Source organism: Ruegeria sp. G12 (assembly GCF_056533565.1).
The window spans coordinates 70,188-88,045 of record NZ_JBQFOO010000012.1 but is presented as its reverse complement, the minus strand read 5'-3'; the positions used below and the strand labels follow the sequence as shown (position 1 = coordinate 88,045).

Annotated in this window: 16 protein-coding genes; 12 read left to right on the top strand and 4 right to left on the bottom strand. The window is 59.9% G+C overall.

Features of this window, described 5'->3' with window-relative positions:
* The first annotated feature begins 26 nt into the window (after positions 1-26).
* The 3 genes from ACR0JN_RS21130 (at position 27) to ACR0JN_RS21120 (ending at position 2,550) form a co-directional block, all read left to right on the top strand.
* On the top strand, positions 27-914 hold the full coding sequence (locus tag ACR0JN_RS21130; protein WP_480888460.1) for a helix-turn-helix domain-containing protein: 888 nt from the start codon (positions 27-29) through the stop codon (positions 912-914).
* A 112-nt stretch (positions 915-1,026) separates the two neighbouring features.
* A complete protein-coding gene (locus tag ACR0JN_RS21125) occupies positions 1,027-1,980 on the top strand; it encodes an alpha/beta hydrolase (RefSeq protein WP_480888459.1) in 954 nt (317 codons plus the stop codon).
* A gap of 60 nt (positions 1,981-2,040) precedes the next feature.
* Positions 2,041-2,550, top strand: coding sequence for a nuclear transport factor 2 family protein (locus ACR0JN_RS21120; protein ID WP_480888458.1), 510 nt, complete (start codon positions 2,041-2,043; stop codon positions 2,548-2,550).
* A gap of 136 nt (positions 2,551-2,686) precedes the next feature.
* Here the strand turns inward: ACR0JN_RS21120 and ACR0JN_RS21115 are convergent, their stop codons facing one another.
* The 3 genes from ACR0JN_RS21115 to ACR0JN_RS21105 form a co-directional block, all read right to left on the bottom strand.
* A complete protein-coding gene (locus ACR0JN_RS21115; RefSeq protein WP_480888457.1) occupies positions 2,687-4,666 on the bottom strand; it encodes a bifunctional 2',3'-cyclic-nucleotide 2'-phosphodiesterase/3'-nucleotidase in 1,980 nt (659 codons plus the stop codon).
* Positions 4,667-4,852: 186 nt separating this feature from the next.
* Positions 4,853-5,896 (bottom strand): glutathione S-transferase C-terminal domain-containing protein, encoded by a 1,044-nt coding sequence (locus ACR0JN_RS21110; RefSeq protein WP_480888456.1) that lies wholly within the window; start codon positions 5,894-5,896, stop codon positions 4,853-4,855.
* 89 nt (positions 5,897-5,985) lie between these two features.
* Positions 5,986-6,300 carry a bactofilin family protein gene (locus tag ACR0JN_RS21105; RefSeq protein ID WP_480888455.1) on the bottom strand — a complete coding sequence of 105 codons (315 nt, stop codon included), beginning with the start codon at positions 6,298-6,300 and terminating at the stop codon, positions 5,986-5,988.
* Positions 6,301-6,848: 548 nt separating this feature from the next.
* On the opposite strand from ACR0JN_RS21105, the gene ACR0JN_RS21100 reads away from it, so the two are divergent.
* A complete protein-coding gene (locus ACR0JN_RS21100) occupies positions 6,849-7,697 on the top strand; it encodes a class I SAM-dependent methyltransferase (protein WP_480888454.1) in 849 nt (282 codons plus the stop codon).
* A gap of 104 nt (positions 7,698-7,801) precedes the next feature.
* On the opposite strand, the gene ACR0JN_RS21095 is transcribed toward ACR0JN_RS21100, so the two are convergent.
* A complete protein-coding gene (locus tag ACR0JN_RS21095; RefSeq protein ID WP_480888453.1) occupies positions 7,802-8,851 on the bottom strand; it encodes a LacI family DNA-binding transcriptional regulator in 1,050 nt (349 codons plus the stop codon).
* 127 nt (positions 8,852-8,978) lie between these two features.
* On the opposite strand from ACR0JN_RS21095, the gene ACR0JN_RS21090 reads away from it, so the two are divergent.
* The 8 genes from ACR0JN_RS21090 (at position 8,979) to ACR0JN_RS21055 (ending at position 17,858) form a co-directional block, all read left to right on the top strand.
* Positions 8,979-10,484 (top strand): sugar ABC transporter ATP-binding protein, encoded by a 1,506-nt coding sequence (locus ACR0JN_RS21090; protein WP_480888451.1) that lies wholly within the window; start codon positions 8,979-8,981, stop codon positions 10,482-10,484.
* An 11-nt stretch (positions 10,485-10,495) separates the two neighbouring features.
* The gene (locus tag ACR0JN_RS21085; protein ID WP_480818935.1) at positions 10,496-11,515 is read left to right on the top strand and encodes an ABC transporter permease; all 1,020 of its coding nucleotides are present in this window, start codon (positions 10,496-10,498) and stop codon (positions 11,513-11,515) included.
* Positions 11,516-11,534: 19 nt separating this feature from the next.
* Positions 11,535-12,581: a substrate-binding domain-containing protein gene (locus ACR0JN_RS21080; RefSeq protein ID WP_480888450.1), complete on the top strand. Its 1,047-nt coding sequence runs from the start codon at positions 11,535-11,537 to the stop codon at positions 12,579-12,581.
* 113 nt (positions 12,582-12,694) lie between these two features.
* Entirely contained in the window at positions 12,695-13,456 is a 762-nt protein-coding gene (locus ACR0JN_RS21075; RefSeq protein WP_480888449.1) for an ATP-binding cassette domain-containing protein, read from the top strand.
* Positions 13,457-13,467: 11 nt separating this feature from the next.
* Complete coding sequence (locus ACR0JN_RS21070) at positions 13,468-14,592, top strand: ABC transporter permease (RefSeq protein WP_480888448.1); 1,125 nt, start codon at positions 13,468-13,470, stop codon at positions 14,590-14,592.
* Between the two features lie 81 nt (positions 14,593-14,673).
* Positions 14,674-15,819, top strand: a complete 1,146-nt coding sequence (locus ACR0JN_RS21065; RefSeq protein WP_480818931.1) for a substrate-binding domain-containing protein — start codon at positions 14,674-14,676, stop codon at positions 15,817-15,819.
* A gap of 75 nt (positions 15,820-15,894) precedes the next feature.
* On the top strand, positions 15,895-16,857 hold the full coding sequence (locus ACR0JN_RS21060; protein WP_480888447.1) for a YncE family protein: 963 nt from the start codon (positions 15,895-15,897) through the stop codon (positions 16,855-16,857).
* Positions 16,854-17,858 (top strand): 4-hydroxythreonine-4-phosphate dehydrogenase PdxA, encoded by a 1,005-nt coding sequence (locus tag ACR0JN_RS21055; protein WP_480888446.1) that lies wholly within the window; start codon positions 16,854-16,856, stop codon positions 17,856-17,858. The genes ACR0JN_RS21060 and ACR0JN_RS21055 overlap by 4 nt, the downstream gene beginning before the upstream one ends.

Here is a 17,858-nt window from a genome sequence, read left to right as displayed (position 1 = left end):
TGTGCATCGCCAGCCGGAGCCGCCCCTTGCCCCTAAGATACGCCGATATCTACCCGTCAGAGCCTTTGCTCAACAGCGATGCGATGCAGCGTCCTTCGGCGGCGGGGTTGATGTCGGTGCGGTATTTTCAGGCCGAACCTGATCGGATGCCGGAAGAGGTGTTTGCGGAACACCACGTCCTTCTGAACCTGCAGAAAAAGGGGCATCGCGTTCAAAACTGGCGCGACGGCACGCTGCGGGATTTCACCTTTTGCAAGGATGAGGTCATCGTAACCCCGGCGGGCATGCGGTCGGGGTGGCGGTGGTACGGACAGTCCGATGTGATCGTGATCACCTTGCATCCGGACAAGGTTCAGCGCTTTGCGCAGTCCGAACTTGGCATGCTGCTGGCCCCGGAACAGTTTCACGATCAGCCGCAGTTTTCCGATCCTGACCTATGTGCTGCGGGCGTCATCCTGCGCGATGCGCTTGCGACCGACGATATGTCCTCAGCCGTGATGTTCGAAGCCATGAGCCGGGTGTTTCTGGTCAAGCTGCTGCAGAAATACGGCAAACGCCGTGCGGAAGAGGTTGAACTGTCGGCGCGCTTTACCTCTCAGCACTATCAACGGGTGCTGGCCTATGTGCAGGACCGTTTGGATCAGACGATCACGGTCGATCAACTGGCGTCTGAGGCGGGCATGAGCCCCTCGCATTTCGCGCGGGTGTTCAAGGAAACGCTGGGCTCGACCCCGATGCAATATGTTATGGCCTACCGGGTCGAGCAGGCGATGAAGATGATCGAGGACCCCGCGCGCCCTCTGGGGGATATCGCCTTGGCCTGCGGGTTCTCGGATCAGGCCCATTTCACGCGCAGTTTCAAACAGGTGGTGGGCCAGACCCCGCGTGCGTTCCGCGCAGCGAACGCTCTCTGAAGCAGAATCTTTCAAAAACGCGGCAGTCCGGTGCAAGTTTCCCTGCCGTCGCCAGCGTATCTCAGATGTCATCGGGCTTGTGCCCATCCAGACAGTTTTGGGAGATACCGCTATGAACACCCTCGCTACGACCACCGCAGCCGCCTTGATGGCATCGACAGCCGCCGTCGCGCAGGTTGAAACCCGCAGCGTCACCTTCGAGAACGAAGGCGCTGTGCTGTCCGGCACATTGTACCTGCCGGAAGAGCGCGGAGCCGAACCGCTGCCGACCGTCGTCGTAACCGGGGCATGGACCTCGGTTCAGGAACAGATGCCCGCCAACTATGCGCGCGAGATGGCCGAACGCGGCTTTGCGGCCTTCACCTTTGATTTCCGCGGTTGGGGCAAATCGGGCGATCTGCCGAACAACGTGCGCTTTGTTGAAAGCCCCGAGGCCAAGACATCGGACATCAAAGCGGCCATCGCGTTCGTCGCAACCTTGCCCGAAGTGGACGCCGATCACATCAACGGTCTGGGGATCTGCGCCTCTGCCGGGTACATGGTCGATGCGGTTTCCGGCAACCCGCTGGTTCAGCGGCTGGGTCTGGTTGCACCATGGTTGCAGAACGCCGAGATCGTCGAGGCGGTCTATGGCGGCGCTGACGGTGTCGCCGGGCTGATCGAGGTGTCTCACGCTGCCGAGGCTGCTGGTGGCCAGATCATTCCTGCCGCAGGGCCCGAGGGGGCCGAGGGCGTGTTGATGCCAATCGGCGGATACTACTACGAGGCCGACCGCGGCGCGATCCCGGAATATGACGACAAGTGGAACAATGCGGGCTGGGAAGGCTGGCTGACCTATCACCCCGCCGACAATCCGCAGCGTTTGGATAAGCCGCTGGCCATTGTGCACTCGGAAAGCGCGGCGATCCCACAGGGCGTGCAGACCTTCCTGGCCGGTTTCGCGGGCGAGGCAACCGCGCAATGGCTGGAGGATGTCACGCAGTTCGACTTCTACGACAACCCCGAGGATGTGACCCGCGCGGCGGATACCGTCGCTGACCACTTCCGCGCCGGTTCGAGCAACTAAGCCCTGTTTGGACGCCGAGCAATCGTTCGGCGTCCGCCCTCATCTATTCGGAGCATCCTTATGCCTAGAAAACTCGCATCGACCCTGGCGGTCGTCTCGATGATCGGAACCGCAGCCTTTGCCGAGCAGCAGGCAGGCATCTCGACCGCAATCACCGATATCGCGGCAGGCGCGGATCGCCATGACTGGGCCCGCGTGCGCGGTGCCTTCGCCGATACCGTCACGACGGACTACACCAGCCTCTGGGGCGGCGATCCGGTCACGCAACCCGCCGATGAGCTTGTGGCAGGTTGGTCCGCCTTTCTGCCCGGTTTCGATGCAACACACCATATGGTGGCCAATCACACGGTAACCTCTCTGTCCGATACATCCGCCACAGCGCAGGCCGATTTCACGGCAACCCATCGTCTTGACGATGGCTTGTGGGTTCTGGGCGGGCGCTATGATTATGAGCTGGAGAAATCTGACGACCGCTGGGTTGTCACGTCGATGACCATGACCGCCCTGTGGGAAACCGGTGATCGGGGTCTTGTGACGATAGCCGGTCAGCGCGCGGCTGAAGCGAATTGACAAGTAAGACAGTGACCGGAGCCTATCGCGGTTTTCGTTCCGCGTTCGGTTTGGGTTGCAAAAACAACTCGGCATAAGCCCGCCACTGGTTTCATCCGGTGGCGGGCTTTTCTGACGAAGGTGCCGATCTATCGGATCAGAGCTTGATCCGGAACGCGGCGAAACCGTCTGCGCCGTCTCCGGCTTCCTCGATCGAGACCCCTTTGAGTTCTTCCATATAGTCCCGCGCCTTTGGGCCGGTTTCGAACAATACGGTCGTGTCCGCAAGCGGAGCGAAGGACCAGTTGGCGTCTGCTTTCGGGTCGATTGTACCTTGCTCGACAATATAGCGCACGATGACGTCCCGGTTGGTGTCGGGGGCTTCAAACACAACCGTGTCTCCCAACGCACCCGGGAAAGAACCGCCGCCAGAGGCGCGGTAGTTGTTGGTGGCAATGATGAACTCCATGTCATCCGTGACCGGTGCGCCATTGAAGGTAAGGTTCACGATCCGGGCGGCATCGGGGTTGATCTCTTCGCCTTTTGGCCCGAAGCGGGAAGGCTGGGACAGGTCGATCTGATAGGTCACACCGTCCATCACATCGAAGTTGTAGGACGGGAAGTCCGGGTTCAGCAGATTTGCGTCGGTCGAGCCTGCCTCGACCTGATTGAACATACCGGCTGACCGTTCCAGCCAGCCGCGAACCTGCGCCCCGTTCACGCGAACCGCGCGCACAGTGTTGGGGTACAGATACAGGTCGGCCACGTTCTTGATGGCAACATCCCCAACCGGAACATCGGTGTAGTAGTCCGGGCCGCCACGGCCACCGGCCTTGAAGGGCGCGGCCGCCGACAGGATCGGCAGCGCTTCGTGCTCGGTGCCTTTCAGCATCTCCGCGACATACCATTTCTGCGCGATCGACACGATCTGCACCGATGGATCATCGGCGACCAGTGCGAAATAGCTGTGCAACGGGGCCGAAGTTTTGCCAACCGCACGACGGACATAGGCGAGCGTCTCGTCATGGTCCTTTGCAACCGAGTCGAGCACCTGCTGATCATCCCCGACCAGCGCGGTTATCGAGCGATCTTCGTTGCGCTTGGAAATCGGGCGCGCCTCGGACGTTGTCGTGACCACGCGCCACGCGGTCCCGTCCCGTTCCAGCAGCAGGTCGAGCAGGCCAAGATGCGATCCCCAGAAGCCGCCCATAACAGCCGGTTTGCCCATCAGAGTGCCCTTTTCCACGTCGATACCCGGGCGGTCGGCAAAAGTGGGGGACGGGAAGACCAGATGGTTGTGACCCGTTACCAGCGCGTCGATCCCGTCGACACCTGCCAAAACGACCGACGCGTTTTCCATGCCTTCTGCGTGATTGGCATCGCCAATCCCTGAATGCGACAGGGCTATGATCAGGTCACAGCCCTGTTCCTGCATCTCGGGCACATAGGCCTGAGCGGTCTCGATAATGTCACGCGCTTCGACATTGCCGTCCAGATGCTTGCGATCCCAGTTCATGACCTGCGGGGGTGTAAAACCGATAACGCCGATTTTGATCGGATGTTTGGTGCCGTCGCCCATTTCAATCTCGCGGTCGAGAATGGCGTAGGGCGGCACCAGGGTCTTGTCGTCGCGCGGGGTTGCGCCTTTCTGTTTTGCCACATTCGCCAGAACCACCGGGAATTCGGCCCCGGCCAGCGCTTTGTCCAGGAAATCCAGACCGTAATTGAATTCGTGATTGCCCAGCGTGGCCGCATCGTAACCGACCGTGTTGAACGCGGTGATGATCGGGTGGCTGTCCCCGTCCTTCATGCCGCGCTCATAGGCGATGTAGTCGCCCATCGGATTGCCCTGCAGGAAGTCGCCATTGTCAACCAAGAGCGAATTCGTCGCCTCGGACCGGATCTCATTGATGATCGAGGCCGTGCGGGAAAGGCCCACCGTGTCGCGGGGTTTGTCTGCGTAATAATCATAGGGGAAGACGTGGACATGTATGTCGGTGGTTTCCATGATCCGCAAATGTGCCTGGTTGTTGGCCGCTGCAGCCGAGAACGGATGCAATGTGATGGCCGCGACGCTGGCAGTAGATGTTGCGAGAAACTGGCGACGCGAAACGGAAAAGCGGTCGGAGAAAGACATGGGCTACCTTTCTGGTTGGTGATTAACGCCAAATGTGCCAGCTTTTCTCAACACCCGTGTGACGATGGGGTCCGGCACATCTGACGTGGTGTTTGTCGGCTGGAACAGGTGCCAGCATACTGCAAATTCACGTGCGCGCTAAGGTCCTGCGCGCCCTGAACTGCCATTCTACAGGTCCCAACAAGACTAATCGGGTGTATTTCGGTCGCGCATTGCCAATTCCGGATGCGCATAGGCTTGGGGATATTCCATGGGCTCGAAAGGACCCAAGGGTATGACGCCGTTCCAGCTGCGCCCGAAATACCCCTGCCGGCAATGGTCCAGAGAGCTGCTCTGAGCAACGCCGGGAAGGCTGTGAACACGGCACAACCAGCGCCACAGGTGGGGGTAGTCAAGGACCCTGGCACCGTTCAGCTTCATACGCAGATAGTAGACCGGATCATGCCGATACAACGTCGGAAAAAGGCGCAGGTCGGCTTCGGTAAAGGTCTTGCCGGTCAGAAACGGGCGTTCATCTTTGGCAAGATGCGCTTCAAGCCAGGACAGAGCTTCAAAATATGCGGTGAACGCGTTGGAATAGACCGCCTGATCCGAGGAAAACCCGGCTTTGTATGCGCCATTGTTGATGGTGACGTAGATCCGTTCGTTCAGCGCGTCGATCTCACGTCGAAGGGTCGGATCGTCGGGGTAGAGCCTCGGCCGCAAGGGTTCGGTTTTCGAACGGCCCAATGCGGTGGCATGGGCATCCAGCGTGCGAATGATCTCGGCGCTTTCGTTGTTGACGATGCGGTTTGTCTTTTTGTCGTAGAGTATCGGAACCGAACGTTCCTCCGCGCCTTCTGCGCGGTAGATGTCCCGGACCAGCCTGAAACCCTGACCTGTGCCGGTTTCAGCCGTGCATTCCGGCAAGGCGGTGCCGGTCAGCGCTGCCACTTTGTCAGGTGCGAACTGCCAGTGATTGGGGCCGTCAGGATCGTCCTCGCCCGTGCGGTTCGGAAAAAGCACGTCCATCGAGATGCCGTGCTGCAAGCCCAGCACATTGCGGGCCAAGGTCACGCGGTGACACCAGGGACAGTTCAGGGCGACAAACAGGTGATAGCGTCCGGACTCAGCCGGGAAATCCGGATCGCCGATTGCGTTTCTGAAACCGCTGACGCCACGCACGAACTCTCCGCGTGCGCGGCGCGCTTTTGCGTGGGACTGATCTTCCTGTTTCGAACGGTCGGTCATGCGGATGCCTTTAGACGCATGTCGTCTGGCATGTGCGAAACATGATTGAGGTCATCCGGCGTTTCTTGATCATGCGACGGGCGCGCGCACTAACAGCCGCTGGCTTCCACCCGACCGCTGATCTTGGCCCCTGAACTTACGGTCATGGTTCCGGCCGTCACGTCCGCCTTCAACGCGCACTTTTCCTCCAACGCCAAAGCGCGGCATTTTACGCTGCCTTCAACGCTGCCCGCGATTTTGACATCCCCGGCCTGAACGTGGCCCTTAACGGTTCCCGGTGCCAGAACTTCAACGGATTTAGCTTCGATGTCGCCCGTCACGGTGCCAGCGACAGAGATCGCTCCGTCATTGGCAACCATGTCACCTTGAATCGTCAGGTCTTCCTGAATCACTGTAGCTGCCAAGACGCTTTCCTCGCTGTTGGTTCCCAGTCAGGAATACGTGCTGCCGTCAGAGAATGCGAACGGAGTTGACGCTGGAGGCAGATTTTTGCCGACGGTTTCGCGTTCCGGCGAACCTTTTGCGTCCGATCAGAATGCCCCGCGCCAGCCTTTGTTGGTCACGGGCACACCGGGCATCTGAGTGTCTGCCCGCTGATAGACAAGCTGTCGGATGCTGCGCTAGGCTGCGGCAAGCTTGCTCAATCATCACTTCGGACGGGCGGACGCCAAACCTGGGGCATCCCCAAAGGCAGATCGAAAGAGCTGTGACGAACAGAAGACATATCATTACCGGTATCAGCGCCTTCGTGGGCGCTGGCCTTGCTGCGAAGCATCACCGCAGGTTTACTCTTTGATGTGAGGGTGCGACGTGCGTTTAGACTGGCGCTGTTCTGAGCGTGCCAAAGCCCGGCTCTTTCCAAGCCCCCACTTTTCCTGAATGGTTTTCTGTGGTTTCGGATGGATGCGGTCTTTGACCAAAAACAGCGGTGTTACCAGGAAGGTATCAACACGTGTTCGGAAAACTCGAAGAGATATTCAAGCGGCCTGAGCCCTTCAGCGTTTATACCGCCGAGGCGCTTTGGTCGGATGAACACCGCTCAGGGCAGATGCTGCGGTTTCATTTGAACGGTGCGATAGATGTTTCGTCCCGGAATGCGCAGTTCCTGGAACACTCGTCCGAGTGGATCACAAACCGCTTCGGTCTTGGCCCTGGAAAATCCGTATGCGACTTTGGCTGTGGGCCGGGCTTGTATACCTCTCGGCTGGCGCGGTCAGGTGCGCGGGTTACGGGCATCGATTTCTCATACAACTCGATTGAATACGCCCGAAAGCAGGCCCGTCATGCAGGGCAAGACATCGACTATGTTCGCGGTAACTATCTGGAATTCAGTACAGACGCGCGGTTTGATCTTATCACCATGATCATGTGCGACTATTGCGCGCTAAGCCCGGCGCAACGGCAGCAACTGCTGACCATTTGGCGCGAATGTCTTGGCGATGGCGGTGCGGTTCTCTTCGATGTTTATTCAATGGCGGCCTATGCAGACCGCGAGGAAGCAAGCCTGTGCGAGAAAAACCAACTCGACCATTTTTGGCATGCGGAAGACTATTACGCCTTCGTCAACACGTTCAAATATGACGCCGAAGCGGTCGTGCTGGACAAATACAACATCTTCCCAGAGCACAGTAAGGCCCAGACGGTCTATAACTGGTTGCAAAATTTCAGCCCGGAACGCCTGACCGAAGAAGTGGCAGAGGCCGGTTTCAAGGTGGATCAACTTTGTGGAGATGTCGCAGGCGGCGCGTTCGCGGACCAGAACCCCGAATTCGCCGTTGTCGTCACGAAAGAAGGGTCTTGAAGCTTAGTTGCAGTCGGGCACAAGGCAGCACGTCAATGGCCGGTTAGACCCGAACGTGGGTGATTGGCGCACACTCCTTGGGCCGCTTCGATTTTGCGCGCCACTTATCCATTCGGCGTGGTTTTCCTGACGGTACTTCCCGGGATCAGCCGGAATCCCACGTCCTTTGCAGACTTTGTCGGCTCACCATTAATTTGTGCCAGGACCATCTCCGCCGCGATCTGGCCGATTTTCAGATGAGGCACTGCAATTGACGTCAGCCGATAGGGTTGTATCGCCGAAATCGGTAAATCGCCCCATCCCGCAATTCCGATGTCATCAGGCACGCTTAACCCGATCTTCTGCGAATAGTGCAACCCGCCGATGGCCATATTGTCATTCTGGTAGAAAATGACTTCGACATCGCGATGGGCTGCCAATAACTGTTCGGTGCCATAAAACCCGGTGTAAAAGCCCGGAGTGTCCTTCAGAAGCAATTGCTTCTCAAGCCGCCCCTTCGCGTCTTCGATCGCTTTCGAGAACCCCTGAAGACGGGCGGTTGCCGCGTTCGCTACGTCGTGCGATGTGCCCACATAGCCAAATTTGCGATAGTCCATCCCGGCCAGATAACGGCCCATGCTGTAGCCGCTGTCAAAATGGTTCAGGCCGACGCACATATCCAAAGGGCTGGAGTTGAAATCCCAGATTTCGACCAGCGGAATACCCGCGCCGCGCAGCATCTGGATGGCTTTCGGGCTGTGCGATCTGCCGGTGACGATCAGCCCCGCCGGTTGCCAGGACAGCACGGTTTCGATCCATTTCTCTTCATGGTCGATTTCGTGCTCGGTCAGGCCCAGCACCGTCTGATGCCCGAACGCGCCCAGTTTCCGGTCGATGCCTTCCAGAACCTGCGCGAAGATTTCGTTGCCCAATTCGGGAATGCTGACCCCGACAAAGGTCGATTTCTTGTCACCCGCAAACACCGTCGCCAGACGATTCGGCAGGTAGCCCAACCGCTCGACCTCGGCCATGACCTTGGCGCGGGTTTTTTCGGAAAAACCACCCTCGTCCCGCAACACCCGGCTGGCCGTCATCTTGGAAACGCCTGCAGCCTTGGCAACCTCGGCAAGGCTTATCTTATTGTTCTTATTTGATTTATCCGGATCGCTGCTCATTTACGTTACGGGTAACTCTTTTTTATTGACATCTGATTGGCCTAGGAGAATGCTAACGTAACGTTACGGGTAACTCAATACGTTGTTGAGGAGCAGCAGAGGGACCCCGACCTGGGAGGAGACCGCCGTGCCGGCCACTGCGCACAACAATCTGTTCTTTGACGGGATAAAGAAGCATTTTGGCGGCACCTATGCCCTGCGCGATGTGTCCCTGAACGTTGAGCGCGGTGAAATCGTGGCACTTCTGGGCGAAAACGGCGCGGGCAAATCGACTCTGATCAAGATCCTCGGCGGTATCCACAAGGCGGATGAGGGGCGCGTTCTGATCGATGGACGGCCCTATGAGCACCGTCCCGGAGGGTTCGGCGAGCGCCAGTCGGTGGCCTTTATCCATCAGGATCTGGGCATGATCGAATGGATGACCGTGGCTGAAAACATCGCGCTGGCGCTGGGTTATTCGCGCAAGGGTGGCCTGATCAACTGGAAATCGGTCGAAGGCTTTGCGCAGCGGGCGCTGGACAAAGTCGGGTGTGAATTCGACCCGACCACACGGGTGCAGGACCTGTCGCGGACCGAAAAGTCGCTGGTTGCCATCGCGCGGGCGCTGGCGGTGGATTGCGACTATCTGGTTCTGGACGAACCCACGGCCTCATTGCCCGCCGATGAGGTCGAACGGCTGTTCGAGGCGCTGCGCCCCCTCAAGGAACAGGGGGTCGGCATGATCTATGTCTCGCACCGTCTGGATGAGATTTTCCGGATCGCGGATCGCGTTGCCGTGTTGCGCGATGGTGAGATGGTCGGGCTGCGCAGCATCGACCACACCACGCCCGAGGAACTGGTTTACATGATTGTTGGCCGCAAGACGCGGCAGGTGGTGAAACCCGACAAGCCGCCGGGCGACACGATTTTGCAGGTGTCCGGCCTGAATATGGAGGCCGCACATAACGTCGGCTTTCAGCTGCAGGCGCATGAGATCGTGGGTCTGGTGGGCCTGCGCGGAGCGGGGCACGAACATGTCTCGCGCGCGCTGTTCGGGTCCGAGATGTTCGATGGCGAGATCACGTTGCACGGCGAAAGCCCCGATCTGTCGTCGCCGCAGACGGCCATGGCCTCGGGCATTGGCCTGGTGGCGCGCGACCGGACCGAGGAATCGGTGGCCATGTCGTTGACCATTCGCGAGAACACGTTTCTGAACCCGGCGGCCATCGGGCGGTCGCTTCTGTCTTTCATGAGCACCCGCGCGGAAACCGAAAGCGCGGCCCGGATCGGCAAGGGGGTCGCCCTGTCGCCCAATGACCAGAGCATGGCCATCGAAAGCCTGTCGGGCGGAAACCAGCAAAAGGTCGTGATCGGGCGTTGGCTGGAAACAAAGCGCAAGCTGCTGATCTGCGAAGACCCGACCGCAGGCGTGGATGTGGGGGCCAAGGCCGAAATCTATGCCCTGCTGAACCGCGCCATGGAAGAGGGCGTGGGCATTATCGTCGTATCGACCGATTTCGAAGAGGTCGCCGCCATCTGCCACCGCGCCATCGTGTTTAGCCAGGGCCAGATCGTGAGCGAATTGTCGGGCACGGAACTGACCACAGAAAACCTCATACAGGCTGCCTCGGCCTCGAACGCCGTTGCGAGTTAAGGAACTGAGATATGCAATCGCTTGAATCCAACGCGCTGGAACCCACCAAGGCCGAGTTGAAAAACGCCTCGCTGAAAACGCGCATTCTGCGATTTCTGCCGGTCTATGGTCTGGTTCTGCTGACGGCGTTCCTGATCATCCTGTTCTCAATCCTGCTGCCCAACACCTTTCCGACGATGCTGAACCTGCGGGCGATCATCTCGGACAAGGCGATCATCGCACTGTTGTCGCTGGGGGCGATGATCCCGATGGCGGCGGGCCGCATCGACCTGACGGTGGGCTATGGCATCGTGTTGTGGCACATTCTGGCGATTTCCCTGCAGACCATGTTCGGCATTCCGTGGCCCATCGCCGTGGCCATCGTGCTGTCGCTGGGTCTGTTGACCGGCTTCCTGAACGGGCTGCTGGTCGAGGTCGCCAAGATCGACAGCTTCATCGCCACGCTGGGCACCGGCACGGTTCTGTACGCGCTGGCCCTGTGGCACACCGGTGGCCGTCAGATGGTGGGCGCACTGCCCGAAAGCTTCTATGCCATCAACGGCACCTTTGTCTTCGGCCTGCCGATCACCGGGTTCTATGTGCTGGGGATCACGGTCGCCATGTGGCTGATCCTGGAATACACGCCCATCGGTCGATACCTCTATGCGATTGGCGCGAACCAGCGCGCCGCGCAGCTGAACGGTATCCCGACGCGCAAATTCGTTATCGGAGCTTTCATGTCATCTGGCCTGATCACCGCCTTTGCCGGGGTGCTTCTGGCGTCGAAACTTCGGATCGGGCAAGCCTCGGTCGGTTTGGAATTCCTGTTGCCTGCTTTGGTCGGGGCCTTTCTGGGGTCCACCACCATCAAGCCGGGACGTGTGAATGTCTGGGGAACAGTCGTGGGTGTCGCGATCCTGGCTGTCGGTATCTCGGGCATTCAACAATTCGGTGGGTCCTTCTGGGTCGAGCCGATGTTCAACGGTGTCACGCTTCTGATCGCAATCGGCATTGCCGGTTACGCCCAGCGGCGCAAGGGCGCCAGCAAGTAAAAGCATAAGGGAGGAGATTATGCTGAAACGGACGTTCATGGCGGTATCCGCCGCTGCCCTTCTGACCGGTCTGGGGATGCCAGCAATGGCCGAGACCGCTTTTGACGGGCCCACCGCAGGACCAACCGCGGCCGAGGGTAAATCGATTGTCGTCGTCGCTGCCGACCTGAAGAACGGCGGTATTCTGGGCGTGACCAACGGCGTGGAAGAGGCCGTGGACACCATAGGCTGGGAGGTCCGCGTGCTGGACGGTGCAGGCTCGATCCAGGGTCGCACCGGGGCGATTGGTCAGGCGCTGGCCTTGCAGCCTGACGGCGTCATCATCAATGGCTTTGACGCCGTCGAACAGCAGGCCGCGCTGGAAGGCGTGGTGGCCGCAGGCATCCCGATTGTCGCCTGGCATTCGGGCCCCAAGATCGGCTGCGATGCGCCGGGCGGTATCTTTGCCAATGTCTCGACCGATGCGATGACCGTGTCCGAGGTCGCCGCTGAATGGGCTATGGAGGATGGCGGTGACGGGGTCGGTGCGATCATCTTCACCGACTCGACCTATCAGATCGCCATCGACAAGGCCGACCGCATCAAGGAAACCATCGAGGCCGCAGGCGGCACGGTGCTGGAATATGTCGACACGCCCATCGCCGATACCTCGGCCCGGATGGGACCGCTGACCACCAGCCTGTTGCAGAAATACGGCGATCAGTGGACGCATGCGCTGGCGATCAATGATCTTTATTTCGACTTCATGGGTCCGGCACTGGCCGCCGCTGGCATCTCGTCCGAGGATGGCCCGCAGGCGGGGTCGGCAGGCGATGGCTCTGAGGCTGCGTTCCAGCGTATCCGCAGCGGCAACTATCAGACCATCACCGTGGCCGAGCCGCTGAACCTGCAGGGCTGGCAACTGGTGGATGAGCTGAACCGCGCCATTCAGGGCGAGGCATGCTCGGGCTATATCACCTCGCCCGCGCTGGTGACCGAGGCAGGGCTGGCCAAGCTGGGCGATACCAACCAGTTCGACCCCGACAGCCCGTACCGCGAGGCCTATTCGAAAATCTGGGGCAAGTAAGCCCACGGGCGGCCCCTGAAAAAGGGGCCGCATTCGGCAGGAATGAAAACGTGCAAGAACCTGCGAGCGGTCGATTGACCGCCCTGGCGGAGCTATGCGCAGAGGAGGAAACCATGAGCGACACGCCATTGGTTCAAATGCAAGGTATAACAAAGCGCTTTGGCGGTGTGACGGCGCTGCAGGATGTGGACCTGACCGCTTATGCGGGCGAGGTTCTGGCCATCGTCGGCGACAACGGGGCCGGGAAATCTACGCTGATCAAGATCTTGACCGGGGTGCATCAGCCGACCGAAGGCCGGATACTGCTAGACGGCCAACCGCTGGAGATGTCCAGCCATTCGGACGCCATCGCAAACGGGATTGATGCTGTTTATCAGACACTTGCGCTGGCCGACCACCTGTCGCCTGCCGCCAATATGTTTCTTGGTAACGAATTGACCAACAGCTTTTTCGGCATCCCGTTTCTGGACAACAAACGCATGAAGATCGAGGCCGCGCGGGTGCTGGAAGAACGCCTGGGCGTGCGCTTGCGGTCAATGGATGTGATGACCGAAAGCCTGTCGGGCGGTCAGCGTCAGGCGGTGGCTATTTCGCGCGCGGTCTATCACGAAGACCTGCGCCTGCTGGTGATGGATGAACCCACTGCGGCCTTGGGCCCGCAGGAGACAGCGCGGACGCTGAAACTGATCAAGGCGCTGCGCGAGCAGGGGCTGGCGGTGATCCTGATCTCGCACTCGCTGGATGACGTGTTCGAAGTGTCGGATCGCATTCATGTGCAACGTCGTGGCCGTGCCGTTGGTGTTGTCAAAACAGCGGAAAGTTCCGTGCAGGATGTTCTGGGCCTGATCGTAGGTGCCCAGGATGCGGCTGCGTGAGGAGTAACAAGATGTCTGCAACAACCACGCATCCCGACAAGACACTGATGGACCGTCTGGAACCTTATCTGGCCTTTATTGGCCCCATGGTCATGATCCTCGCGATCCTGATCTTCATGGGCATTGCCGAACCGGCGCGGTATTTCCGCCTGACCAACCTCAACCTGATCCTGCTGGACGCGGCGCTTTATATGCCGATGGCGATGGCGATGACCTTTGTCATCACCCAACGCGGCATTGATCTGTCGATTGGCTCGGTCGCTGCGCTGTCGGCCATTCTGATGGCCTTTCTGGTCAAGCAATACGGCTTTCCGGCCTGGATCGCAGTGCCGCTGGCCATTCTGATGGGCGCGATCATGGGCCTGATCAACGGTCTGGTCATCACCCGGTTCAAGGTGCCGGACCTGATCGGCACGCTGGCGATGGACCTTGTCTATCGCGGTCTGGCGCTGGTGATTGCCAAAGGTCTGGTGCTGGCCCGTTTCCCGGAACTGATTACCGAGATCGGGCGCGGCCAGATCCCCGGCTTTATCCCGGTGCCGGTTGTTCTGGGTCTGATCACCATGGCCATTGGCTATGTGGTCCTGACCCGCACCTATTTCGGGCGCTACACCATTGCCATCGGGTCCAACCCCGAGGCCAGTGAGATGACCGGCGTCGCGGTCGACCGCCACAAGATCTACGCCTATGTGCTGATGGGCGCAGCGGCGGCGATGGCGGGCGTGATGCTGACCGGTAAGCTGAACGCGATTCAGGCGACCTCGGCCCCCTATTTCAACCTGCACGTCATCGCGGCGGTGGTTGTAGGCGGTACGTCCCTGTTCGGCGGGCGCGCCTCGATGCTGGGCTCATTGGCCGGGGTACTGCTGCTGTCGATGATGATCAATGCACTGGTGACCCTGCGGATCGAGTTCTTCTGGCAATCCGTCGCCTCGGGCGTGGTGATCGTCAGTTCGGTCGCTCTGTACACCTGGATGCAGAAAAAGGACCGGGACGGGGCGCATGGCCTGCTGGCCGGGTTGCGCAGCAAAGAAGCCCGCAAACTCATCCGTTTTTCAGCCGCGCTGATCGGCGCACTGATCCTGTTGCTGGCCCTCGGGGCGGGACTGGCAACCGAGCCTGCGCCAAGCGGCTAAGGCAACGAAGTGGTGCGCCGGGGGATAGGAGCCCCGACGCACCTGCAAGACCCCACTTATTCGCGAAAGGGAGGACTTACCGTGAAACAATTGAACAAAGCACTACTGACGACAAGCGCGTTTTGCCTGTGTGCCGCAGCGGCCTGGGCCGAGGGCAACCTGCCCCTGAAAGAGTTGCCGGGCATCGAAGACCGCGACTACTGGGTTCCGGGCGAGGTGAACGCCGACGGCAAGCTGGAAGCGCTGCAGGCGACAACCGGGGCCGAGGCGGTGAAATACAGCGGCACACAGGACGGCCCACTGCAGATCGCGCTGATCTATCCGTCGGCGGATACCTCGGATTTCTGGGCGCGCAACTATCTGGCGATGACAAAACGGCTGGAAGAGTTGGGCATCGAATACGAGACCACAGAATTCGCCAGCCGTCAGATCGAACACAGCCTGCAATCGACCTATGCCAATCAGGTGGTGCAGGATTCCGATCTGTATGACTTCGTGATCTTCGGGCCGTCAGAACTGGCGATTCAGGCGGACAATATTGACAAAATGGCGGGTAATGATGGCTTTGCCACCTTTGTCTGGGCCTTCCACACGCCGCCCAAGGATCTGAAGAACCAGCCCGATGCGTGGTTCGATTTCAGTTCCGCCGCCGGTGCGCTGACCATGTGCGACTACATGCTGGAACGTCTGGGCAACGACGTAACCATGGCGATGAACCGGGGTATTCCGGGCATCACCGACGATCAGCGCTCGGGCGATTTCAAGGCCTGCGTGGAAGAGAAAGGTAACTGGACCACCGTTTATGAACATTACGGTGAGTACCAGCGCGAAGGCGGTTTTGAAGGCACCAGCCTGATCCTGCAGGCGTATCCTGAGGCCACGATCATCCATAACGCCAACACCGCAATGGCCATGGGCTCGGTCGAGGCGCAGGTCGCCGTCGGCAAAGAGAAAGACGTGTTCTCAACCGGTTGGGGCGGCACCGGGCTTGAACTGGAAGCCATCCGCCGGGGTGAGTTGGACGCGACGCCGATGCGCATGGGCGATGATGTGGGCGCGGCCACGGCCGAAGCGATCAAGGCGCATCTTGAGGGCCGTCAGGACGAACTGCCCTTTGTCTTCCTTGGCCGCATCACGGTGGCCCATGATCAGATGAGCGCGGATGAGTTGAACGCGCTGGAACAGGAAGCGTTCCGCTTCTCGGGCGTTGGCGCGCTCGAGCGCTGATACCCCTTTCCGTGACCGGCTGGCGAGTGGCCGGTCACGGACCCCAATTGAAGACGACCACCGGAGGGAGATCGAATGGCGCAATCCATGATGCTGATTGAAAAATGCAGCCATTGCGTAAGCTGGTACGATATTGAAACGGGCGCCCGGCAGGGGCGTTTGGATTTGCCGCATTTCCCCCATGAATTCGTGGTCGATGATGAGTTTCACTATGCCTATGTCGGGCATTACGGGGTGCAGAACTCGGGCATAGAAGGGCTGGAAGGCCGCTCGGTCATCGTGATCGATATCCGCAAGCAGGAAATCGTGCACACCTATGATCTGGGCGACCACCGCCGCCCGCATGGGATCGGGCTGGACGGGCAGGGGCGGCTATATGTGTTGTCGGAATGGACCGGGCATCTGCTGGTCAAGGAAAACCCGCGCGCCTTCGATCAGGGGTGGGATCACATCACGCCCACCGGCGGCACCAAATGCCATCTGTTTGCGCTGACCAAGGATGGGCACACGGCCTATTCGATGAACCTGACCTCGGGCGATGTGACGGTGTTCAACCCGTATGATGCCGGGGTCACACCGATCTCGATCAAGACCGGGCAAAAGCCCGAGGGGCGGTGCCTGCGCGAAGAGGTGCGGACGCTCTATACCTCGCAGCGGATTTCCAACACGGTGGCGGTGATCAACACCGACACGCTTGAGATCGAGCGCACGTTCCCAACGCCGGACGATCCTTGCCGTATTTACTATGACGGCAAACGCAACCGGCTGGTAACCATGAACCATTTCGGCGGGTCGTTTTCGGTGTTCGACGAAGCAACAGGTGAGATGCTGCACGACCAGAAAACGCCGGCCAACCCGCTGGCGCTGTGTATCGATGATGAGGCCGCATTCGCCTATATCGCCATCGATTGCGAGCAGGTGCAGCGGTTCAACCTCGATACGTTCGAGGTGGTGCAGACCTTTGACACGGGCAAAGAGCCGGACGTGATGGTCATCCTGCCCGATGGATTTTCCAAACATTGGGAGGGCGTGGCATGACCAAACCTCGTATCGCCATCGTCCCCGGCGACCCGTCGGGGATCGGGCCAGAGTTGATCGCCAAGCTGCTCAATCAGGACGGCGTGCAGGACGCAGCCGATATCGTGCTGGTGGGCGACAGTCACCTCTGGCAGCGCGGCGCGGAACAGGCCGGACTGGATGTGCCGCTGAACACCGTGGACGCGGTGGCCGACCAGCCAGGCCTGACGCATCTGGAACTCGACACAATCGCGCCAGAGGACGTGCAGATCGCCGAAGTTACAGTCGAGGGCGGCACGACATCCCTGCGCTGTCTCGACAAGGCGATGCATCTGGCGATGGCGGGACAGGTCGATGGCATCCTGTTCGGTCCCTTCAACAAGGCCGCGATGACTGCAGCCGGGCTGAATGCCGAGGATGAGCACCGCTATATGGCGCGGTATATGGGGCACACCGGCTATCACTCGGAACTCAACGTTCTGGATGAGCTGATGACGACCCGCGTGACCTCGCATATCGGGCTTAAGGATGTGGCGGCTAATATCACCGAAGAGGGGATATTGAAGGCGGTTAACCTGGCCAATGATACGCTGCGCAAGGCGGGCAAGGCGCGCCCGAACATCGCGGTGGCGGCGCTGAACCCTCATGCCGGGGACAACGGCAAGTTTGGTCGGGAAGAGATCGATATTCTGGAACCCGCCGTGCGCAAAGCGCAGGAAAAACAGATGAATGTGACGGGGCCATGGCCCTCGGACACGGTGTTCCTCAAGGCGCAGCGGGGCGAAGTCGACGCGGTTGTGACCATGTATCACGACCAGGGCCAGATCGCGATCAAGCTGATGGGGTTTGAACGCGGCGTGACCGTTGCGGGGGGGTTGCCCATCCCGGTCGCCACCCCGGCCCATGGCACCGCCTTTGATATCGCCGGACAGAACAAGGCCAATCCGGGCGCGACACGGCAGGCGTTTGATCTGCTGGTGCGTATGGCGAAAACACATCGCGCTGATCGCGGCGCGGACTGA

Excerpts from the sequence above, each read along its gene's own strand:
- ACR0JN_RS21125 (WP_480888459.1), top strand. The coding sequence starts at position 1,027 with ATGAACACCCTCGCTACGACCACCGCAGCCGCCTTGATGGCATCGACA.
- ACR0JN_RS21120 (WP_480888458.1), top strand. The coding sequence starts at position 2,041 with ATGCCTAGAAAACTCGCATCGACCCTGGCGGTCGTCTCGATGATCGGA.
- ACR0JN_RS21115 (WP_480888457.1), bottom strand. The coding sequence starts at position 4,666 with ATGTCTTTCTCCGACCGCTTTTCCGTTTCGCGTCGCCAGTTTCTCGCA.
- ACR0JN_RS21110 (WP_480888456.1), bottom strand. The coding sequence starts at position 5,896 with ATGACCGACCGTTCGAAACAGGAAGATCAGTCCCACGCAAAAGCGCGC.
- ACR0JN_RS21095 (WP_480888453.1), bottom strand. The coding sequence starts at position 8,851 with ATGAGCAGCGATCCGGATAAATCAAATAAGAACAATAAGATAAGCCTT.
- ACR0JN_RS21085 (WP_480818935.1), top strand. The coding sequence starts at position 10,496 with ATGCAATCGCTTGAATCCAACGCGCTGGAACCCACCAAGGCCGAGTTG.
- ACR0JN_RS21080 (WP_480888450.1), top strand. The coding sequence starts at position 11,535 with ATGCTGAAACGGACGTTCATGGCGGTATCCGCCGCTGCCCTTCTGACC.
- ACR0JN_RS21075 (WP_480888449.1), top strand. The coding sequence starts at position 12,695 with ATGAGCGACACGCCATTGGTTCAAATGCAAGGTATAACAAAGCGCTTT.
- ACR0JN_RS21070 (WP_480888448.1), top strand. The coding sequence starts at position 13,468 with ATGTCTGCAACAACCACGCATCCCGACAAGACACTGATGGACCGTCTG.
- ACR0JN_RS21060 (WP_480888447.1), top strand. The coding sequence starts at position 15,895 with ATGGCGCAATCCATGATGCTGATTGAAAAATGCAGCCATTGCGTAAGC.
- ACR0JN_RS21055 (WP_480888446.1), top strand. The coding sequence starts at position 16,854 with ATGACCAAACCTCGTATCGCCATCGTCCCCGGCGACCCGTCGGGGATC.